The 19,743-nt window shown below is 69.1% G+C and carries 14 protein-coding genes; 5 read left to right on the forward strand and 9 right to left on the reverse strand.

The features are described 5' to 3' along the window. The 3 genes from ACJ8AT_RS04760 to ACJ8AT_RS04770 form a co-directional block, all read right to left on the reverse strand. Window positions 1-944: HAMP domain-containing protein (locus ACJ8AT_RS04760; protein ID WP_407736354.1), on the reverse strand; the 944-nt coding region annotated here is incomplete at its 3' end. 248 nt (window positions 945-1,192) lie between these two features. Continuing rightward, a complete protein-coding gene (locus ACJ8AT_RS04765) occupies window positions 1,193-1,984 on the reverse strand; it encodes a hypothetical protein (protein WP_407736355.1) in 792 nt (263 codons plus the stop codon). A gap of 343 nt (window positions 1,985-2,327) precedes the next feature. Next, window positions 2,328-2,885, reverse strand: a complete 558-nt coding sequence (locus ACJ8AT_RS04770; protein WP_407736356.1) for a CHAP domain-containing protein — start codon at window positions 2,883-2,885, stop codon at window positions 2,328-2,330. Window positions 2,886-3,234: 349 nt separating this feature from the next. Here ACJ8AT_RS04770 and ACJ8AT_RS04775 point away from each other — a divergent pair, with 349 nt between their 5' ends. The 4 genes from ACJ8AT_RS04775 (at window position 3,235) to ACJ8AT_RS04790 (ending at window position 8,113) form a co-directional block, all read left to right on the forward strand. Beyond that, a complete protein-coding gene (locus ACJ8AT_RS04775; RefSeq protein ID WP_407736357.1) occupies window positions 3,235-3,765 on the forward strand; it encodes a hypothetical protein in 531 nt (176 codons plus the stop codon). A 769-nt stretch (window positions 3,766-4,534) separates the two neighbouring features. Next, window positions 4,535-7,048 (forward strand): sodium-translocating pyrophosphatase, encoded by a 2,514-nt coding sequence (locus tag ACJ8AT_RS04780; protein ID WP_407736358.1) that lies wholly within the window; start codon window positions 4,535-4,537, stop codon window positions 7,046-7,048. Window positions 7,049-7,256: 208 nt separating this feature from the next. Then, window positions 7,257-7,460, forward strand: a complete 204-nt coding sequence (locus ACJ8AT_RS04785; protein WP_407736359.1) for a cold-shock protein — start codon at window positions 7,257-7,259, stop codon at window positions 7,458-7,460. A gap of 86 nt (window positions 7,461-7,546) precedes the next feature. Beyond that, a complete protein-coding gene (locus ACJ8AT_RS04790) occupies window positions 7,547-8,113 on the forward strand; it encodes a DUF99 family protein (protein WP_407736360.1) in 567 nt (188 codons plus the stop codon). Window positions 8,114-8,273: 160 nt separating this feature from the next. Here ACJ8AT_RS04790 and purL read toward each other — a convergent pair whose 3' ends face one another. Continuing rightward, window positions 8,274-12,182, reverse strand: coding sequence for a phosphoribosylformylglycinamidine synthase (gene purL / locus ACJ8AT_RS04795; RefSeq protein ID WP_407736361.1), 3,909 nt, complete (start codon window positions 12,180-12,182; stop codon window positions 8,274-8,276). Between the two features lie 140 nt (window positions 12,183-12,322). After that, window positions 12,323-12,871, reverse strand: coding sequence for a DUF2378 family protein (locus tag ACJ8AT_RS04800; RefSeq protein WP_407736362.1), 549 nt, complete (start codon window positions 12,869-12,871; stop codon window positions 12,323-12,325). Window positions 12,872-12,913: 42 nt separating this feature from the next. Between ACJ8AT_RS04800 and ACJ8AT_RS04805 the strand changes: the two genes are divergently transcribed. Next, window positions 12,914-13,663: a hypothetical protein gene (locus ACJ8AT_RS04805; RefSeq protein ID WP_407736363.1), complete on the forward strand. Its 750-nt coding sequence runs from the start codon at window positions 12,914-12,916 to the stop codon at window positions 13,661-13,663. Between the two features lie 72 nt (window positions 13,664-13,735). On the opposite strand, the gene ACJ8AT_RS04810 is transcribed toward ACJ8AT_RS04805, so the two are convergent. From ACJ8AT_RS04810 to ACJ8AT_RS04825, 4 genes are all read right to left on the reverse strand, one after another. Continuing rightward, window positions 13,736-16,864 carry an efflux RND transporter permease subunit gene (locus ACJ8AT_RS04810; protein WP_407736364.1) on the reverse strand — a complete coding sequence of 1,043 codons (3,129 nt, stop codon included), beginning with the start codon at window positions 16,862-16,864 and terminating at the stop codon, window positions 13,736-13,738. Window positions 16,865-16,904: 40 nt separating this feature from the next. Next, the gene (locus tag ACJ8AT_RS04815) at window positions 16,905-18,011 is read right to left on the reverse strand and encodes an efflux RND transporter periplasmic adaptor subunit (RefSeq protein WP_407736365.1); all 1,107 of its coding nucleotides are present in this window, start codon (window positions 18,009-18,011) and stop codon (window positions 16,905-16,907) included. Then, the gene (locus tag ACJ8AT_RS04820; RefSeq protein WP_407736366.1) at window positions 18,008-18,763 is read right to left on the reverse strand and encodes a helix-turn-helix domain-containing protein; all 756 of its coding nucleotides are present in this window, start codon (window positions 18,761-18,763) and stop codon (window positions 18,008-18,010) included. Before ACJ8AT_RS04820 ends, ACJ8AT_RS04815 begins: the two co-directional genes overlap by 4 nt. A 141-nt stretch (window positions 18,764-18,904) precedes the next feature. Further along, window positions 18,905-19,594, reverse strand: coding sequence for a DUF2293 domain-containing protein (locus ACJ8AT_RS04825; RefSeq protein ID WP_407736367.1), 690 nt, complete (start codon window positions 19,592-19,594; stop codon window positions 18,905-18,907). Window positions 19,595-19,743 lie beyond the last annotated feature (149 nt).

The following is a 19,743-nucleotide window of genomic DNA, read 5'->3' on the forward strand; positions in this document are numbered from 1 at the left end:
TCGGCGATGTTGCGCACCTGAGACGTCAGGTTGGACGCCATCGAGTTCACGTTGTCGGTGAGGTCCTTCCACGTACCACCGACACCCTTCACGAAGGCCTGGCCGCCCAGCTTTCCTTCCGTACCCACCTCGCGCGCCACACGGGTCACTTCCGAGGCGAACGAAGACAGCTGGTCCACCATCGTATTGATGGTGTTCTTCAGCTCCAGGATCTCGCCGCGCACGTCCACGGTGATCTTCTTGGACAAGTCACCGCGAGCCACCGCCGTGGTCACTTCCGCGATGTTGCGCACCTGAGACGTCAGGTTGGACGCCATCGAGTTCACGTTGTCCGTGAGGTCCTTCCACGTACCGGCCACGCCCTTCACCTTGGCCTGGCCGCCCAGCTTTCCTTCCGTGCCCACCTCGCGCGCCACGCGCGTCACTTCCGAGGCGAACGAGCCGAGCTGCTCCACCATGCCGTTCACCAGCCGGGCCGTGCGCAGGAACTCTCCCTTGAGCGGACGGCCGTCCACCTCGAGCGCCATTGTCTGCGACAGGTCGCCCTTGGCCACCGCGCCGATCACGCGGCCCATCTCCGAGGTCGGCTGGATCAGATCCGCCACCAGCGTGTTCACCGACTCGACGCAGTCGGCCCACGAGCCCACCGAGCCGGCCAGGGTCGCACGCTGGGTGATACGGCCCTCCTTACCGACCATGTTCCCGATGCGCTCGAACTCCTTGGCCATGCGCTCGTTGAGATCGATGATGTCGTTGAGCGTGTCGGCGACCTTGCCCGCGATGCCCACCGTGTCCACCGGCATCCGGACCGTGAAGTCGCCTCGCTGGACGGCCGAGAGGATGCGGAGCAGCTGGCGTGCATCAAGCGTGTCGGAAGACACCTCCGAAGTCTTGGGGACCTTGGGAGAAGGTTTCCGAGGTTCAACGGTCTTCTGGGTGCGCATTCAAGCCCCTGGCTGGCCCACGGCGGTCAAAGAAGCGTTCCCTTGCCGTGGACATGGGAATACTGAGCGGTGCCGAGTTCTCGATGATTCCGAGTTGACGCGCTAGTGCCGCGGTCACGCACGGCTGGTGGGTAGGGAACAGTCCGAACCCCCTAGCGTCCGGTATGTAACGTTCCCTCCTCCCCCTCGTACCTTGAGTGAAACCGGTACACCCAGCCAAGCTGGCTGGTTTGCCCTGCATGCAAGCGTCAATTGCGCAGGCGTGGCTGCGGGGCGAGCACCCGCACCGCCATCTGCTCGGTGCCGGACACCACGGTGCTGAGGGCCTCACGCCGGCCCGGATCCAAGCGCGCCACGGCGCGCAAGGTGGCCACCAGCACCAGCGCCTCCAGGGGCGAGGGCATGGAGAGGCCCGAGGGCCCCGTCTTGAGCGGCAGCGGCAGCCGAGGCGCGCGGCCCGCGGCGGCGAGCGCGTCCACCGCGTACGAGGGCCGGTTGTCCAGGGTGACGCCGATGGCGGGCAGCCGGGTGGCGGCCTCGCTCCGGCCGCGCCCCTGCAGGTCCATCAACGTCTTGAGCGCGCCGGTCTGCTCGTAGAGGGCGAGCCCCTCGCCGCCGTCCTCTCCGCCGAAGATGCTGCCCTCGTAGGTGCGCGTGAGCGGGCCGGAGATGGAGACGTGGAAGGGCTGGGAGTCATCCCAGTGGGACCAGGGCCGGGCCTCCCAGAACTCGGTGCCGGCCTGGACGAAGAGCAGCGCCTTGTCCGCTCCGAGCCCGGCCACCCCGCGCTGCTCCCACGCCATGAAGGTGCCGATGGAGGCGCGCGCCGAGAGCACCTCCTGCGGCGGAGGCTCCACTCGCAGGCCCAGGCTCTGCGCCACGGGGGCCAGGGCGGGCTCGCAGCTCACGGTCTCGGGGTCCACCCCTTCGAGCAGCGCCTGCACGCCGCCCAGGTCATCGCGATCGAAGACAGGCGATGAGAACTCGCCGGTGGGCGTCACCCTCAGGTACACATTGGTGCTGTCCTGAGAGAGCTGCACGGGGCCAAGCTTGAGCAGGTGGTACATGTCCCCCGGCTATCGCGCCTCGGGCCGCCTGTCGAGCACCCCCGAGGGCCAGCTCGGACTCCGCGCCCGCCCGCGTGTCCGGCTTCAACCCCTTCGCCGCCACCCCCATCCACAGGGCGGCAAGCACGCCCAGGGCGCGGTTCGCGGAGACGGCGGTACAGCTCATGAGCACCTCATCGGCCCAGTTCATGCCAGCCCCGGCTGACAGCCCGAGCCACGGGCTCACTTGAGCGGCAAACGCGAGCCGATGCACTTGAGGTAAACCCGAATTGTCTCCGCTCCTCGGGGCGGATAGGTGCCCGGAGGTACGGGGAGCCTACCGCAGCGGCCGGGCGCGCCGGGCGACCCGGGCCCAGGGCTCGGGGGACGCGAACCCCGCGAAGAGCTCTCCCGTCAGATAGGCACGCTGCTCGCCCGAGGCTCTCCGCAGGTAGTCGTTCACCACGTCTGCGCTGTGCTTCTCGCGGTGGACCGTGGGGCGCTTCAGGTTCATGTGCGTGCGGGCCACGCCCTTGCTCCCGCGGTGGACGATGGTGAGCTCGCCGCCGGGCGTCACCTGCTCCACGATGCCCACGTGCGTCAGCCCATCGTTGCGCAGCCCATCCCGGTTGCGATCGTACGTCTCGCGGAAGAAGACGATGTCTCCCGGCTTGGGGCGCGTGTGCAGCGCGCCCAGGCTGCGCGCCCTGCGGTAGAGGATCATCACCCCGTTGTCGCCGTGGCTCACCCCACTGCCGTCCATGAGGTTGATCCCCGCGCCCTCATAGGCCAGGCGCACCAGCCCCGTGCAGTCATCCGGCACCGACGAATCCAGCGCGTGGAGATCCTGGACGCCGATCAGCTGGCGGGCCCGCGCGGCGATGCGAGCTCCCACGCTCGGCGCGGCGTGGGTGGCAGAATGAGCCGCTCTCCTCGGAGCGGCCCCCGCGGCCTGAGCCTGCGTGGGGAGAGCCGTGAAGACTCCAAGCGCTGCGAGCATGACGAGCGATCGGATCATGTCTGGAGGACGAGTCTGGCAGATCCTTATTCAGGATGCGCCGGGGCCCCCGGGAGGCGAGTGCGGTGATGGCGTCTTCCCGAGCAGACCCACCTCCATGCCCGCACGCGCGGGCCTGCCGGCGACGGCTGCTCGGCTGCCAGAGGCCTGCTCCCGGAAGTGTTTCGTGCTAGACGCTGCCGCGAGCCGGCATCCGCCCGGCTCTCAACGGAGGGGATTCTTTCACATGAAGAAGATGCTGACCCGGAGTGTGCTGTTCGCGGCGCTGACCTTGTCGCCTGTGGCGCTGGCCCAGAATGCGGCCCCGAACGCGGCTCCGAACACGGCGGCTCCCGCGGGCGCGGCGGTGACCAAGCCGAGCGCCGACGCCGTGCGCGACACCTGGAACTACTTCTACAAGGGCCAGGGCCAGGGGCCGATCCTCGTCGAGGCCAAGCTCTGCACCGAGGTGGGCAAGGAAGGCCCGAACAAGTTCGAGTGCACCGCCGAGGTGGATCCGGCCGCCGGCGTGAAGGCCAACGCCAACGTGATGCTGTGGCAGTCCTACCTGGTGCCGCAGAACGACTCCATCGAGGATCTCGCGGTGCAGGTGAAGCAGGGCACCACCGTGCGCGAGACCAAGGACGTCAAGGTCAAGGGCGACGGCTGGCGCGCCCGCCAGTGGACCGGCGTGCGGCTGAACAAGCCGGGCAACTGGACCATCAGCGTCATGCGCGGCGACCAGACGCTCAAGGAGATCCAGGTCAAGGTGCTCTAGTCCACAGTCGCACCTTGGGGCGAGCCACTGGCCGCCCCCACGCGCCCACCGGGGGGATGCTCGCATCCCAGGCGGGCGCGTTCTTTTTTCCCCCAGGCCCCCCGGGTGCCGGCGGATCCCAGAGTTTTTTACGGGCGCCGAGCCCGGTGTGGATCCCCCTCCCACCTCCCATGCCCGCGTCTTTCCGAGGGATCCCTCTGCTGGCGGCCCTGGCCGCGCCTTTGCACAAGGGCTGGGTGCGGTTCGAAGGGCAGGGGTCGGTCAGGGTGTGGTGGGGGCGGCGGGCGGGGATGGGGATGGTGGGGCGGAGCCGGGTGGTCGGCCGGTGAGGGCGTGGAGCTACGGAGCAGTCGCGAGCGCTGGTGCTGGGGGACAGCCAGGCGTTACGTGCGGCCGTGGCTCGCAACGGGGACGTCCTCCTGGTGGCGGCCTGGGGGAGACCGATGGACCTCGGGGGAGGGCCCCTGCCCTTCGACCGTGGAGCACGCGCAGTCCGGCCCTGAGAATTCAAGGGCTTCCAGGCACTCGTCCAGGCCTTCAGTGGATGGTGCCTTACAGTTGAATTCGACTTTCACACCTCGCCCATGTTAAGGGGCCGCCGCCTTCTGGGCTCTTCAGGCCCCGAAGGGCGAGGCTGTGCTGAAGCGTCGGCGCGCGGTGACCCCGCTCGCTGGCGGCCAACCCCTCGACATTCTCCTGTTCATTCCCGGCACGCGGCGCCCGTGTGGGCCACGCGCCACAGACGAGTCTCTTGAGGAGTTGCACCCCCATGACACCCACCGTTTCACGGATGGAGGCCCTTCGCAGGGGCGTCACCGGCACGGCCGCCCGGGTCTTCGGACTCCTGGCGATCCTGGCTGGTAGCACCGCTCGCGCCAGCGAGGCGGACCTCATCCTCCCTGACTTCTCTTCCCAGTCGTTCCTCAATGGCGCCCTCACCGGCCACCAGCTGCTGCTGGGCGGCATCGTGGTGTGCGTGATCGGCCTCGTGTTCGGCTTCCTCCAGTACGGCCAGCTCAAGAACCTGCCCGTGCACAAGTCGATGCTGGAGATCTCCGAGCTCATCTACGAGACCTGCAAGACGTACCTCATCACCCAGGGCAAGTTCATCATCGCCCTGTGGGGCCTGCTGCTGGTGGTGATGGTTGGCTACTTCGGCATCCTGCAGCACATGCTGAGCGAGGCCCCGCTCAAGCTGATCGCCATCCTCATCTTCAGCCTCATCGGCATCGCGGGCAGCTACGGCGTGGCCTGGTTCGGCATCCGCGTGAACACCTTCGCCAACAGCCGCACCGCGTTCGCCTCTCTGCGCGGCAAGCCCTACCCCACCTACGCCATCCCGCTGCAGGCCGGTATGTCCATCGGCATGGTGCTGATCAGCACCGAGCTGCTGCTGATGCTCATCATCCTGCTCTTCGTACCCTCCACCTACGCCGGCCCGTGCTTCATCGGCTTCGCCATCGGCGAGTCGCTGGGCGCCAGCGTGCTGCGTATCGCGGGCGGTATCTTCACGAAGATCGCGGACATCGGCTCGGACCTGATGAAGATCGTCTTCAAGATCAAGGAAGACGACGCGCGCAACCCGGGCGTGATCGCCGACTGCACGGGCGACAACGCGGGCGACAGCGTGGGCCCCTCCGCGGACGGCTTCGAGACCTACGGCGTGACGGGCGTGGCGCTCATCACCTTCATCCTGCTGGCGGTGCCGGCGGGCTACCGGGTGCAGCTGCTGGTGTGGATCTTCACCATGCGCATCGTCATGGTGGTGGCCAGCCTGCTGTCCTACTTCGTCAACGAGGTGATCCAGGGCGGCAAGTACAAGAACGCCGACAAGATGAACTTCGAGCACCCGCTGACGTTCCTGGTGTGGCTGACCTCGGGCGTGTCCCTGGTGCTCACCTTCGTGGTCAGCAAGCTGCTCATCCCGGACCTGGCGGGTGACGACACCCTGTGGTGGAAGCTGTCGCTCATCATCACCTGCGGCACGCTGGCGGGCGCCATCATCCCCGAGGCCATCAAGGCCTTCACCTCCACCGAGAGCCGCCACGTGCGCGAGGTGGTGACGGCCAGCCGCGAGGGCGGGGCCAGCCTCAACGTCATCTCCGGCCTGGTGGCCGGTAACTTCTCCGCGTACTGGATGGGCATCATCATCGCGGGCCTGATGGCCATCGCCTTCGGGGTGAGCACCTACGTGCCCGAGAGCCTGATGCTGGCCCCGGCGGTGTTCGCCTTCGGCCTGGTGGCGTTCGGCTTCCTGGGCATGGGCCCGGTCACCATCGCGGTGGACAGCTACGGCCCGGTGACGGACAACGCGCAGAGCGTGTACGAGCTGTCGCTGATCGAGAACGTGCCCAACGTGAAGGCGGAGGTCCAGAAGGACTTCGGCTTCACGCCGGACTTCGAGAAGGGCAAGGAGTACCTGGAGGAGAACGACGGCGCGGGCAACACCTTCAAGGCCACGGCCAAGCCGGTGCTGATCGGCACCGCGGTGGTGGGCGCCACGACGATGATCTTCTCCATCATCGTGCTGCTGGTGGGCACCGAGACGCGCAACGGCATGCTGTCGCTGCAGACCTCGGGCCTGGGCAACCTGTCGCTGCTGCACGCCCCGTTCCTGCTGGGCCTCGTCACCGGCGGCGCGGTCATCTACTGGTTCTCGGGCGCCTCGATGCAGGCGGTGTCCACGGGCGCCTACCGCGCGGTGGAGTTCATCAAGGCCAACATCAAGCTGGAGGGCGTGGAGAAGGCGAGCGTCACGGACTCCAAGCGCGTGGTGGAGATCTGCACCCAGTACGCGCAGAAGGGCATGCTCAACATCTTCCTGGGCGTGTTCTTCAGCACCCTGGCGTTCGCCTGCGCCGAGCCGTACTTCTTCGTGGGCTACCTGATCTCCATCGCCATCTTCGGCCTGTACCAGGCCGTGTTCATGGCGAACGCGGGTGGCGCGTGGGACAACGCGAAGAAGCTGGTGGAGACGGAGCTGCGCGCCAAGGGCACCGAGCTGCACGCGGCCACGGTGGTGGGCGACACGGTGGGCGACCCGTTCAAGGACACCTCGTCCGTGGCGCTCAACCCGGTCATCAAGTTCACCACCCTGTTCGGCCTGCTCGCGGTGGAGCTGTCGGTGGAGCTGGTCAAGTCGGGCAACGCCATGCTCACGCACGTGCTGGCCGCCGTGTTCTTCCTGCTCTCGCTCGTGTTCGTGTACCGGTCGTTCTACGGCATGCGCATCGAGACGCCGATGCGCAGCGAGACCGCCAAGGAGCCCGCGAAGGCCGTCTAGCCTCCGCGCCTCTCTGAGCTGTCATGAGCGGCAGGGTGCCTCCGGGGGCCCTGCCGCTTTGCTTTGGGGCTGGCCCGGCGCTCACACCCCTGGGAGTTCTTGTCGGTTCTCTCTCGACTTTCTTGAGAAGTCGGACTAGGTCAGGGCTTGCCCTTCAGGGCAAGAGAAAGGGCGGCAGAGACCGCCTCGCAACGAAAGAAGAAGGTTCATGGCGACTGGTACTGTGAAGTGGTTCAACGACGCGAAGGGCTTCGGTTTCATCACCCAGGATGGCGGCGGCGAGGACGTGTTCGTCCATCACTCCGCGATCAACATGGATGGCTTCCGCACCCTGGCCGAGGGCCAGAGGGTGAGTTTCGAGGTCACCCGCGGCCCCAAGGGCATGCAGGCGCAGAACGTCCGCGCGGCCTGAGATCCAATCCCAGGTGATGTTCTCGGAGCCCGTCCTCTCCCCAGGAGGTCGGGCTTCCGTCTTTTTGGGCCCACCCGAGGATCCTCATGCGTCTGCCCCGCCTGCCCCGAGTGATTGGCTTTGACGATGGCCCCTTCCAGCGCCGCCCCGGCGCCCGGGTGCCGGTGGTGGGGGTGGTGTGCAGCGGCACGCGCTTCGAGGGGCTCGTCTGGGGGCGCGTGCGCAAGGACGGGTGGACCGCGACGCAGGAGGTGTGCCGGCTGCTCGAGGGCGGCAAGTTCCTGCCGCAGATCCACCTGGTGCTGCTGGATGGAATCGCCTTCGGGGGCTTCAACGTGGTGGACCTGCCCGCGCTGGCGGCCCAGCTGAGGCGCCCGTGCGTGGCGGTGATGCGGCGGATGCCGGACCTGAGCGCGGTGGAGCAGGCCTTGCGGCGGCTCCCGCGCCCGGAGCGACGGCTGGCGCTGATCAAGAAGGCAGGCCCCATTCATCAGCTCGGAGGCTTCACCTTCCAGGTGCAAGGCGCGGAGCCCCCCGAGGTGGCCGAGGCGCTCGCGCGTGTCACGGATCGCGGGCTCGTGCCGGAGCCGTTGCGGCTGGCGCACCTGATCGGCTCGGCGGTGGTGACGGGCGAGAGCAGCCACCGGGCATAACCTCTCGCCCTCCGTGCGGAGGAGCCGTGCCGGGCAGGGTCTCGCGAAACCTGTCTGACAGTCAGACCGGTTCATGCCATGCGCCACCGGCGGCCAGCCTCGAGTCCCTCCCCACCCGGATGCCGCACCCGGTTGCCTGGGGTGGGTTGGCTCAATCCCCTCAGCCCAGAGACACCCGGGCGTTGCGGAACAGCCGCATCCATGGGCCGTCCTCGCCCCACTCGCTCGGACGCCACGAGTGCTGCACGGTCCGGTGCACGCGCTCCGGGTGCGGCATCATCAGCGTGAAGCGGCCGTCCTTTGTCGTCAGCCCGCACATGCCGAACGGTGAGCCGTTCGGGTTCGCCGGATAGCGCTCCGTCACCTGCCCATGGTTGTCCACGAAGCGCGCCGTCACCAGCCCGAGCCCGTTCACCCGCTCGGCTTCCTCGGCGCTCGGGAACTCCGCGCGTCCCTCGCCGTGGGAGACGGCGATGAGCATCCGGCTGCCCGCCATCCCCTGGAAGAAGAGCGAGGGGCTCTCCGCTACTTCAATCAGCGACAGCCGGGCCTCGAACTGCTCCGAGGCGTTGCGCACGAAGCGCGGGAAGTGCTCCGCGCCCGGGATGATGTCCTTGAGCTGCGACATCATCTGGCAGCCGTTGCAGATGCCCAGGCCGAAGCTGTCCGGGCGCGAGAAGAAGGCCGCGAACTCATCCCTCGCCCGAGCGTTGAAGAGGATGGACTTCGCCCAGCCCCCGCCCGCGCCCAGCACGTCGCCGTAGGAGAAACCTCCGCAGGCCAGCACGCCCGCGAAGTCCTTCAGCGACACGCGCCCGGCGAGCAGGTCGCTCATGTGCACGTCCACGGCCGTGAAGCCCGCGCGAGTGAAGGCCGCCGCCGCCTCCATCTGGCTGTTCACGCCTTGCTCGCGCAGCACCGCCACTCGGGGCCTCGCGCCCTTGGCGATGTACGGCGCCGCCACGTCCTCCTTGGGATCGAACGTGAGCCGCGGCGAGAGGCCGGGATCCGACGCGTCACACTTGGCGGCGTACTCCTCCTCCGCGCAGCGCGGGTTGTCCCTCAGCTTCTGCATCTCGTAGCTGACGCGGGACCAGTGCTGGCGCAGCGCCATCGTCTGCACCTCGAGCAGCGCCTGCTCACCGTGGCGCAGGCGCACCTCCAGCTCCGCCCGAGGCCGTCCCAGCTCCTGGGCATATGCGCCCAATCCGTGCCGCGCCAGCACCTCGCGCACGCGCCCCAGGTCCGCCGCGCGCACCTGCAGCACCGCGCCCAGCTCCTCGTTGAAGAGCGCCGCCAGGGGCTCCTTCCCGAGCGCCGTCAGGTCCACGTCCAGCCCGCAGTGGCCGGCGAAGGCCATCTCGCACAGCGTCGCCAGGAGGCCACCGTCCGAGCGGTCGTGATACGCCAGCACCCGCCCCGCCGCGTTCAGCTCCTGGATGGCCGCGAAGAAGCCGCGCAGCAGCGCTGGGTCCTCCACATCCGGGCACTCGGCGCCGACCTGCTCATAGACCTGCGCCAGCACCGAGCCGCCCAGCCGCTGCCGGCCCTGGGCCAGATCCACGAAGAGCAGCCGCGTGTCCTCGCTCAGCTCGCGGAGCTGCGGCGTCAGCGACTGGCGCACGTCGAGCACCGGCGCGAACGCCGAGACGATGAGCGACAGCGGCGCCGTCACCGCCTTGCGCTGGCCGTGCTCCTCCCACACCGTCCGCATGGACATGGAGTCCTTGCCCACCGGGATGGTGAGGCCCAGCGCCGGGCACAGCTCCATGCCCACCGCGTGCACCGCGGCGTAGAGGTTGGCGTCCTCGCCCGGGCTGCCCGCCGCCGCCATCCAGTTGGCCGACAGCTTCACGTCCGACAGCTTGCCAATCCGCGCCGAGGCGATGTTCGTCACCGCCTCGCCCACCGCCATCCGCGCCGAGGCCGCCGCGTTGATCAGCGCCAGCGGCGTCCGCTCGCCCATGGCCATGGCCTCGCCCGTGTCGCTGGTGATGGTCGTCAGCGTCACCGCGCAGTCCGCCACTGGCACCTGCCACGGGCCCACCAGCTGGTCACGGCTCGTCTGGCCCGACACCGTCCGGTCCCCGATGGTGATGAGGAAGGACTTGTCCGCCACCGTCGGGTGCCCCAGCACCCGCGTCACCATGTCCCCCAGCTCCGCGCCGTCCAGCTTCAGCGAGCCGTGCGTGAGCGGCCGCGACTTCACGTCCCGGTGCATGCGCGGCGACTTGCCGAACAGCACGTCCATCGGGAGATCGATCGGCGTGTTGCCGAAGTGCCAGTCCCCCACCTTCAGCGTCGGGTCGGCGGTGGCCTCGCCCAGCACCGCGTAGGGCGCGCGCTCCCGCTCGCACAGCGCGGCGAAGCGCTCCAGGTCCTCCGGCGCCACCGCGAGCACGTAGCGCTCCTGCGCCTCGTTGCACCAGATCTCCATCGGCGACATGCCGGGCTCGGCGTTGGGGACGGCTCGCAGCTCGAAGTAGCCGCCCAGGCCGTTGTCGTGGATCAGCTCCGGCACCGCGTTGGAGAGCCCGCCCGCGCCCACGTCGTGGATGGAGCGGATGGGGTTGGTCTCTCCCATCGCCCAGCAGCGGTCGATGACCTCCTGGCAGCGCCGCTCCATCTCCGCGTTGTCCCGCTGCACCGAGGCGAAGTCGAGGTCCGCCGCGCTCGCGCCCTGCGCCAGCGAGGAGGCCGCGCCGCCGCCCAGGCCAATGAGCATCGCCGGTCCGCCCAGCACGAGGATCTTGTCCCCGGGCCGCAGCTTGCCCTTCTGCACGTGCGCGGCGCGGACGTTGCCCAGGCCTCCAGCGATCATGATGGGCTTGTGGTAGCCGCGCACCTCCACGCCCTCGGGCGTGGGCACCTGCGCCTCGAAGCTGCGGAAGTAGCCGCACAGGTTGGGCCGGCCGAACTCGTTGTTGTACGCCGCCCCGCCGATGGGCGCCTCCAGCATGATGTCCAGCGCGGAGACGATGCGCTCGGGCTTGCCGTAGGCGCGCTCCCAGGGCCGCTCGTAGCCGGGGATGCGCAGGTGCGAGACGGAGAAGCCCGTGAGCCCCGCCTTGGGCTTGGCGCCGCGGCCCGTGGCTCCCTCGTCGCGGAGCTCCCCGCCCGCTCCCGTGGCGGAGCCCGGATACGGTGAGATGGCCGTCGGGTGGTTGTGCGTCTCCACCTTCATCAAGATGTGCGTGGGCTCGCGGCGGGAGCGCCACTCGCCGCTCTCCGCGTCCGGGAAGAAGCGCTCGGCCTCGAAGCCCTGGATGACCGCCGCGTTGTCCTTGTACGCCGACAGCACGCCCTCGCTGTTCACCGCGTGGGTGTTCTTGATGGCCTGGAACAGCGAGCGCTCGCGCGGAGCGCCGTCCACCGTCCAGCTCGCGTTGAAGATCTTGTGCCGGCAGTGCTCGCTGTTGGCCTGCGCGAACATCATCAGCTCGACGTCCGTGGGGTTGCGCTTCAGCTCGGCGAAGCGCGCGCTCAGGTAGTCGATCTCATCCTCGGCCAGCGCCAGCCCCAGCTCCCGGTTGGCCGCCACCAGCGCCGCCCGGCCTCCGCCCAGCACGTCCACCGTGGAGAGCGGCCGAGGCGTGTGCCCGGCGAAGAGCACCTCCGCGTCGTCGATCCGCTTCACCACCACCTGCGTCATCCGGTCATGCAGCACCGGCACGAGCCGATCCAGCTGCTCGGCCGACAGCGGGAGCCCGTCCTTGTCCCCCACGAAGAAGACCGTGCCCCGCTCCATGCGCCGTATCCGGACGAGCCCGCAGTTGTGCGCGATGTCCGTGGCCTTGCTCGACCAGGGAGAGAGGGTGCCGGGGCGAGGCATGACCACGAGCCGGCTCCCAACCCACCCGCCCACGGGGATGCGCGGGCCGTAATCCAACAACTGGAAGAGGACTGCCTTCTCGCTGTCGGAGAGGGGCTCCGAGGGCTCGATGAAGTGCATGAGCTCCGCGTAGAGGGACGCCACCTCGGGCACCCGCTCGCGGCAGAGGGCGAGCAGCTTGTCCTGGCGGAACGGCGAGAGGGCGGGAGCACCGCGGATGTTGAGGATGCGGGACATGGCGATAGGCCTGGCTCTCTAGAACAGTCCAGCCGTGCTTATCACCGAGCCCTCGGGTGGGTCCCGAAGAGTTGATGCCCCGTTGCCTGCCGCACGGACTGCCAGCCTCCAACCCACCAGGTGGGGCGGGCCGCGCCGGCTCAGGCCGCCTTCCACAGGACGTGGAACGTCACATCCTCGGGGGTGAAGCCGTGCACCTCCACCCGCGCCCCGTCGACTCCACAGCCGCGCAGGCCCGCCAGGATGGCGCCCTGTACCAGGTAGCGGGTCGGGCCCGCCTCGTTCACCCACAGCTCCAGGTGGACGGGGGTCAGCTCCTGCAGACGGGCCTCGGTGTAGTTGTTGCCTGAACGAAAGCTCTGCTGCACCCGGGTCAGCACGCGCTGAGGCCCCAGGAGCTGGAGGACACTGAAGAGCGCGCGTCCCATCATGGTGCTCCGGTAGCCATCCGCCATCCGCTCGCCGAGGGCGTGGTAGGCCTGCTCCTCGGGAGCGCCGGAGTACAGCTCGCGCGCGGCCAGGCTCACACAGCCGCACCACGTCTCGAAGGAATAGGCGGGCAGGAGCTTGCGATCCAGGTCCACGCCGGCTTCCCGCAGGTGAAGCCTCAACGAGGGGGTGATCTGGCCCTCGAGGCCACGGACGAACAACCCCTCCAGGGCCTGATCAAAGACCAGCTTCTCCTGCATGGGAGTAGTCTACTCCCGAGCCTCCTTGCATGGAGCAATCTCATGGGTCTTCACCGAGAACTGGCGGCGCTGGCCATGCGAGCCACGCCGCTGCCTGGCCAGAAGGACTTCCTCTCGGAGGCAGGCATTGCTCCGCGGGTGCCCACGCTGCCGGGCTCCATCGGCGCGGTGGCGCACGAGCCCTTCCGGTCCGAGGAGCTCAAACGGCTGTTCGACTTGATGGTGATCTTCACCATGGGAGACTTCCCCGAGAGCGCGAGCTGCTCCAGCTACTTCGACCCGGGCAGCCCTTGGTACAACGTCTTCTACGGGGCCTACGGGGTGCGCTCGCACAAGCTGGATGGGAGCCCGTGGGGCTTTCGCAGCGACGGGCGGCCGAACCTGGACGAGCTGCTCGAGGTGCCGTGGCTGGACTACAACTTCCTCACGGCGGGGTGCCTGGGCTGTCCGCCCTCGAGGATGTGCTTCCGGGTGGAGGACGTGAAGAGCGACAAGGAGGGGGCCTGGCACACGGCCGAGATCGCCTGCATCGTCCCGAGCGGCCTGCACCGGATGAAGGACGCGGTGGCTCCGGACCTGACGTACTACGCGGTGTTCGGCGTGCCGGAGGAGCGCTACCTGTCGAGCCAGCGCGAGAGCTACGAGCCGGTGCGGATGCGGGGGAAGATGTACTTCCAGCCCATCGCCGAGCGCACCACGCTCGTGTGGGGCGGGCTGTGCCCGGACACGCCGGACGGACAGCGGCTGTTCAACTCGATCCTGGAGGCGATGACGCCGCACTACACACGGTGAAGCTCAGGCGGACCAACCCTCGCCCCGCGAGCAAGGCAATCCCAGCGCGGAGCCACTCCCCGCGCTCGAATGTCACGCGGCCCGGTCTCCCCCCGCCTCCTGAGCGGGCGGGAAGGCTGCCGGCACGGCGCCCACCTCCGGCTTCTTCTTCGTCCGGAAGAATCCCACCCACTCCATGCCCGCGAACACCACCGGCACCACCAGCAGCGTGAGGAAGGTGGAGGTGATGACGCCGCCGATGACCGCGATGGCCATGGGCGCGCGGAACTCCGCGCCCAGCCCCGTGCCTACCGCCGTGGGCACCATGCCAATGGCCATGGCCGCGCTCGTCATCAGGATGGGGCGCAGGCGGCGTGGGCCCGCCTTCAGCAGCGCCTCGTCCACGCTGTCTCCGGCGCGCAGGTGCTGCAGCGCCCCGTCCACCAGCAGGATGGCGTTCTTCGTCACCAGTCCCATCAGCAGGATGACGCCGATCATCGCTCCCAGCGACAGGTGGTGGTTCGTCACCACCAGCCCCAGCAGCGCGCCCACCAGCGCCAGCGGCAGCGACACCATGATGGTGAACGGGTGCTTGAACGACTCGAACTGGCTGGCGAGCACCATGTAGATGAAGACGAAGGCCAGACCGAACGCGGCGCTGAACGCCTCGTTCTGCTCGTCCAGGTTCTTCATCTGCCCGTCGTAGACAATCGTGTACCCCGCCTGCAGCGGCTTCTCCGCCACCTTCGCCCGGAGCTGCGTGGCGATGTCTCCCAGCGCCGCGCCCTTGTCGAGCTGCGCGTAGATGGCGATCTGCCGCTCGCGGTTCTCATGCTCGATGACGCTCGGGCCGTCCTTCAGGTCCACGTCCGCCACATCCGTCACCGGCCGCAGGCCTCGCGGCGTGTACACCTCGAGCCGCCGCACCTTCTCCGGCGTGGCCCGGTCCTTCTCCGCCAGCCGCACGCGGATGTCCGTCTCGTCCTTGCCCTCGCGCAGCTTGGCCGCCACGTCGCCGCCAATGGCCAGCCGCAGCTGCGTCGCCAGCATCGCCGCGCTCAGATCCACGTCCGTCGAGCGCGCCCGATCAATCTGGATCTGCAGCTCGGGCTTGGGCGGGTTGGACTCCACGCGGATGTCCGCCGTGCCGGGGATGTCTCGAAGGATCTGCGCCACGCGCTCGGCCTCCGCGTTCACGTGCGACAGCTCCGGCCCGGTGACACGCACCATGATGGGGTACCAGTCTCCCAAGCCCTCGATGGTCGGCGGATCCGCCAGGTTCACCTGGGTGGCCACCAGCGCCGGACCGAGCAGCCCGCGCGCCTGCTCCTTGATGGCCTGGATGCCCCGCTGGCGCGACACCTTCGGCTGCGTGAGCACGCGCAGCCGTGACTTGTTCACATCCCCGTTGAGGCCCACGATGCTGTAGATGTCCAGCACCTCGGGGATGCCCTTGATGAGCGCCTCGGCCTGCGCGGTGCGGGCCTCCGTCTCCGCCAGGCTCGCCGAGTCCGGCAGCTGCAGGTCCACCAGGAACTGCGAGCGGTCCTCCGCCGGGATGAACTCCGCCCCCAACCGGCTGGCCGCGCCAAACGAGCCCGCCATCACCAGCACCGTGATGCCCACCGTCGCCCACTTGTGAGCCAGCACCCAGCGCAGGATGCCCTCGTAGACGCGCTCGGTGCCGTCCAGCGCTCCGCGGATGCTCCTGGCCACCGCGTTCTCCTGGTGCACCTCGCCCGGCTTGCGCGCCTTGGCCAGCCGCGCCGACAGCATCGGGTCCAGCGTGAAGGAGATGAACAGCGAGACGATCACCGCCACCGAGATGGTGACGCCGAACTGCCGGAAGAACTGGCCCACGATGCCCGGCATGAAGGCCACCGGGATGAACACCGCCACCAGCGAGAGCGTCGTCGCCAGCACCGCCAGGCCCACGTCCTTGGTGCCGTTGGCCGCCGCGGACATGGGGGCCTCGCCCAGCTCCAGCCGGTGCGTAATCGCCTCGCGCACCACCACCGCGTCGTCGATGAGCAGGCCGATGGCCAGCGACAGCGCCAGCAGCGTCATCTGGTTCAGCGTGTACCCCAGCACGTACATCACGAAGAACGTGCCCACCACCGACGTGGGCAGCGCCAGCGACGAGATGAACGTGCCGCGCACGTCCAGCAGGAACATCAGGATGATGAGCACCGCCATCGCGCCGCCGAAGATGAGGGCGATCCACACCTCCTTCGCGTTCTCGCGGATGAGCTCCGACTGATCGATGAGCAGCGTCGCCTTGAAGCCATGGCCCATGGAGGGCGACAGCTCCGCCAGCTTCTTCTTCACCAGATCGCTCACCTTCACCGTGTTGGAGCCCGGCTGCTTCACCACCTCCAGGATGACCGCGTCGTTGCTGTTGAGCCGCGCCGTGGTGCGGCGCTCCGTCACCCCGTCCGTCACCGTGGCGATCTCATCCAGCCGCACCTGCGCGCCCGTGCGGCTCTTGGCCACCGGCATCGCCCGCAGCTCGTCCACGCTCCGGAACTGCCCGAGCGAGCGCACCGTCAGCTCGTTGGGCCCCAGCTGCAACCGGCCCGCCGGCAGGTTCAGGTTCTCCGCGCCAATGCGCTGGGAAATCTCCACCGGCGCCACGCCCACCGCCCGGGCCTTGTCCAGGTCGATGTCCACCTGGATCTCCCGCACGTCGCCGCCCGTGACGCGCACCTCGGCCGCGCCCTCCAGCTGCGCCAGCGCCGGTTTGATGCGGTCATCGATGAGCTTGCGCAGCGCCTGCGAGGACATCTGCGCGGACACCGCGTAGGTGAGGATGGGCGTGGCCGAGATGTCCACGCGGCTCACCACCGGCGCGTCCGCGTCGTTGGGCAGCTTGTTGGCCACGTTGGCCACCTTGTCGCGCACCTCCTGCACCGCGGCGTTCAGGTCCGTGGCCAGCGTGAACTGCACCGCCACCGTGCCCAGGTTCTCGCGGCTCCAGGAGTGGATCTTGTCCACGCCGCTGATGCCGGCCACCGAGTCCTCGATGGGCTTGATGACCTGGGTCTCGATCTCGCCCGGGCCCGCGCCGCGGTACACGGTGTTGACCATGACGAAGGGGAAGGACACGTCCGGGTACAGGTCCGTACCCAGGCGCTTGAGCCCCATCACCCCCAGGACGATGAGGCACAAGGACATCATGGCCGTGAACACCGGCCTGCGAATGGAGACGTCACTCAGGAACATGGGAGGCTCGCGGAGCTGCGAGGAGACAGAGGGAGGTGGCCTACTTCACGGAGACCTGGGTTCCGTCCTGTACGCCCGCCGTGGGGTAGTCGATGACCTTGTTCAGCGCCGTGGCGGCCTTCACCACCACCTCTTGGGCCCGGCGCTCGATGACCTGCACGTCCACCCGGTGCGCCTGGCCCGAGGGCGCCACCACGAAGACATGGTCCCCATTGGCCGAGGACAGCGCCGAGGACGGGAGCACCTGCATGTCCTGCTGCTCGCCCATGGACAGCACCGCCCGCGCCAGCGTGTGCGCCACGAAGCGGCCCTCCGAGTTGGGCACGGCGATCTCCACGGGGATGCGCCGGGTGGCCGGATCCGCCGAGGGCAGGATGACGCTCACCACCGCCGCGTCCGTGGAGGAGGAGCCACCGATGGCCTCCACGCGCACCTTGCTGCCCGGCTTGAGGTTGGCGCGCGCCGACTGCGCCACCGTCGTCTTGAGGATGAGCGTGTCCAGCGCCTCCAGGGTGAAGAGCGGCACGCCCGGGGCCACCGTGGCGCCCGTCTGATCCGGCGCGTCGATGACGGTGCCGGCGAAGGGCGCCTTCAGCTCGTGGCGGCGGCGGGCGGCTCGGGCCTGCGCGAGCTGCGCCTGCGCGGCCAGCAGCTGCGCCTTCGCCTGCTGCGAGGTGGTGGCGGCCGTGCGGTTCTGCAGATCGCTCACGCCACCCTGCTCCTGGAGCTTCGCGTTGCGGCCGGCCACGTCCTCGGCCATGGCGGCACCGGCCTCGGCGGCGGCCACCGCGGCCTCCGCCTGCGCCACCTGGGCATCGGAGATCTCCGGGTTCAGCGTGGCGATGACCTGGCCCTTCTTCACCAGCTGCCCCTTCTTCACCAGCACCGACTCCAGCCGGCCTCCCACCTCGAAGCCCACCTGGAGCGCCTGGGCCGGGTAGAGCGAGCCCGTCACCTCCTCGCTCGGCGTGGCCTGCGTGGTGCGGGACTCGATGAGCTTCACCACCGGCACGGGCGCGGTGGAGGCGGCCGGAGCCGGAGCCGCGGCGGCATCCGCCTTCTCGCAGGCGGACAGCCAGAGCGACGCGGCCAGCACCCCGGTGGCGGCGAGCACGCGAGCAACGGACGGCGTCCTGGTGGGCTTCATGGTTTCCTCGGAGTGCGGCGAGTGGGGGCCCGGGCCGAACCCTGGCGCGGGGAAGTACGAGAAGACACGGCGCGAGGCAGGCGCACCGGAGCAGGCTCCGAATCCCGGCCCATCACGCCCTCACGGAAGATCCTCTGGAGATCGCTCGCCCAGCTGGCCAGGTCCGGCTTCTCCCGCATGCGGCTCATCTGCTGGACCAGCAGCGAGTAGGCGCCGACGATGACGGTGCCGAACAGCGTCGGGGACACATCCGCGCGGCTGGCCTTCGAGCCGCTCAGCCGCCGGAAGTCCGTGGCGACGCGCTCCACCTCCGCGTCCACCATCACCGAGAACAGGGACTCGAAGTCCGTGCCCTGGCTGCCGCGCAGCAGCACGTGCATCACGTCGCGGTAGTCCCACATCAGCTCGAGCGCGCGCAGATCCAGCTCCGTCTCCAGCTGCACCAGCCGCTCATAGCGCTCGGAGCGCGAGGCGAGCTCCTTCGCGTTCAGGTGGCCGTGCTCGGCGTAGAAGCGCTCCATCTGCTCCAAGCGCTCCTGGCCGAGCACGTCGAGCCGCTCCTTCACCGTGCCCACCACCTCGCCGAACAGCGCCTCCTTGGAGGAGAAGTGCAGGTAGAAGGCGCCCTTGGACAGGCCGCACGCGGCGGTGATGTCCTCGATGCGAGCCCCGCGCAGGCCCTTCTTCACGAACTCCGCCCGGGCGGCGGAGATCAGCGAGGCTCGGGCATTCGGATCAGCAGGGCGCGGCATGGCGGGCCCGTCACTAACCCGCCAGTCAGGAATGGGCCAGGAATTTCTGAATCACGGGTCAGTGACCCACGGGTCAGGCTTATCGGACAGTCCAGCCCAGCCCCCGAGGCGGCGCATAACCCCGCGAAAAGAGAGGGGCCGTCATCCCGGCTTCGGGAGGTTCTCGAGGGCCGAGCACAGCGGGCAGGGGGTGGGGGTGTGGGGCGTGTCGCGGCGGTGCGCGTCCAGCAGCGCGCGGGAGACCTCGGCCAGCTCGCGGCGCACCTCGCGGCGGGCGCCCTTCACCCGGGCAATGCGCAGGTCGTCAAAGCGGGTGGTCTGGTGGCGCAGCCAGGCGATCACCGCGGCCTCGGCGCGGCGCTCCACGGGGATGCGCTCGGTGCGCGCCACGGTGCCGCTGCCCACGGGGGCCGCGTGCGCCGTCACCACCACGGCCAGCCGCTTGGCGTGCGCGGTGAAGGTGGGCGCGAAGGCGAGGAAGCGCAGCACGGCGTTGGCGAAGTCCACCTCGTACTCGGCCTGCTCGCGCTCGCGGCGGGCCTGATCCGAGGCGCGGCGCTTCGCATAGGCGGGAGTGGCGCGCTCCACCTCGAGCTCCGCCCGGGCGGCGGTGATGTGAGCCTCGGGGGCCCAGACGCCCCGGGAGAACGTCTTGCGGCCCTTCTTCTCCACCACTGTCCAGGTAGGCCCGGCGGCCTTCACGCGGCGGGTGAGCCCCGCATCACCAGGAGGCAACAGCGCCCAGCCGACGGGCGGAGTGAGGAGGGTGCCATCCGGCGCGCGCACGCGCCGCGGATCCGAGGTGGGAGCGACAGTCAGGGAGTCAGGCATGGGACAAGAGCGCGGCTGCATAGCGCACCCGGAGTCAGTCGGGGAAGCACGGGGGCGTCGCAACCTGATAAATGGCCGCCACGCTCGCGCCCGCGTACCCTCTCCTGACCCAGCCGCCATGTCCCTCCTCAGGCTCACCTTCCTTGGCA

Origin of the sequence: Hyalangium sp. (assembly GCF_045802625.1) — a bacterium.
GTDB lineage: Bacteria > Myxococcota > Myxococcia > Myxococcales > Myxococcaceae > Hyalangium.

What these genes read in the sequence shown, in the direction of transcription:
- ACJ8AT_RS04775 (WP_407736357.1), top strand. Translation starts at nt 3,235, where the DNA reads ATGAAGAAGATGCTGACCCGGAGTGTGCTGTTCGCGGCGCTGACCTTG.
- ACJ8AT_RS04785 (WP_407736359.1), top strand. Translation starts at nt 7,257, where the DNA reads ATGGCGACTGGTACTGTGAAGTGGTTCAACGACGCGAAGGGCTTCGGT.
- ACJ8AT_RS04825 (WP_407736367.1), bottom strand. Translation starts at nt 19,594, where the DNA reads ATGCCTGACTCCCTGACTGTCGCTCCCACCTCGGATCCGCGGCGCGTG.
- ACJ8AT_RS04800 (WP_407736362.1), bottom strand. Translation starts at nt 12,871, where the DNA reads ATGCAGGAGAAGCTGGTCTTTGATCAGGCCCTGGAGGGGTTGTTCGTC.
- ACJ8AT_RS04820 (WP_407736366.1), bottom strand. Translation starts at nt 18,763, where the DNA reads ATGCCGCGCCCTGCTGATCCGAATGCCCGAGCCTCGCTGATCTCCGCC.
- ACJ8AT_RS04815 (WP_407736365.1), bottom strand. Translation starts at nt 18,011, where the DNA reads ATGAAGCCCACCAGGACGCCGTCCGTTGCTCGCGTGCTCGCCGCCACC.
- ACJ8AT_RS04810 (WP_407736364.1), bottom strand. Translation starts at nt 16,864, where the DNA reads ATGTTCCTGAGTGACGTCTCCATTCGCAGGCCGGTGTTCACGGCCATG.
- ACJ8AT_RS04780 (WP_407736358.1), top strand. Translation starts at nt 4,535, where the DNA reads ATGACACCCACCGTTTCACGGATGGAGGCCCTTCGCAGGGGCGTCACC.
- ACJ8AT_RS04805 (WP_407736363.1), top strand. Translation starts at nt 12,914, where the DNA reads ATGGGTCTTCACCGAGAACTGGCGGCGCTGGCCATGCGAGCCACGCCG.
- purL (WP_407736361.1), bottom strand. Translation starts at nt 12,182, where the DNA reads ATGTCCCGCATCCTCAACATCCGCGGTGCTCCCGCCCTCTCGCCGTTC.
- ACJ8AT_RS04790 (WP_407736360.1), top strand. Translation starts at nt 7,547, where the DNA reads ATGCGTCTGCCCCGCCTGCCCCGAGTGATTGGCTTTGACGATGGCCCC.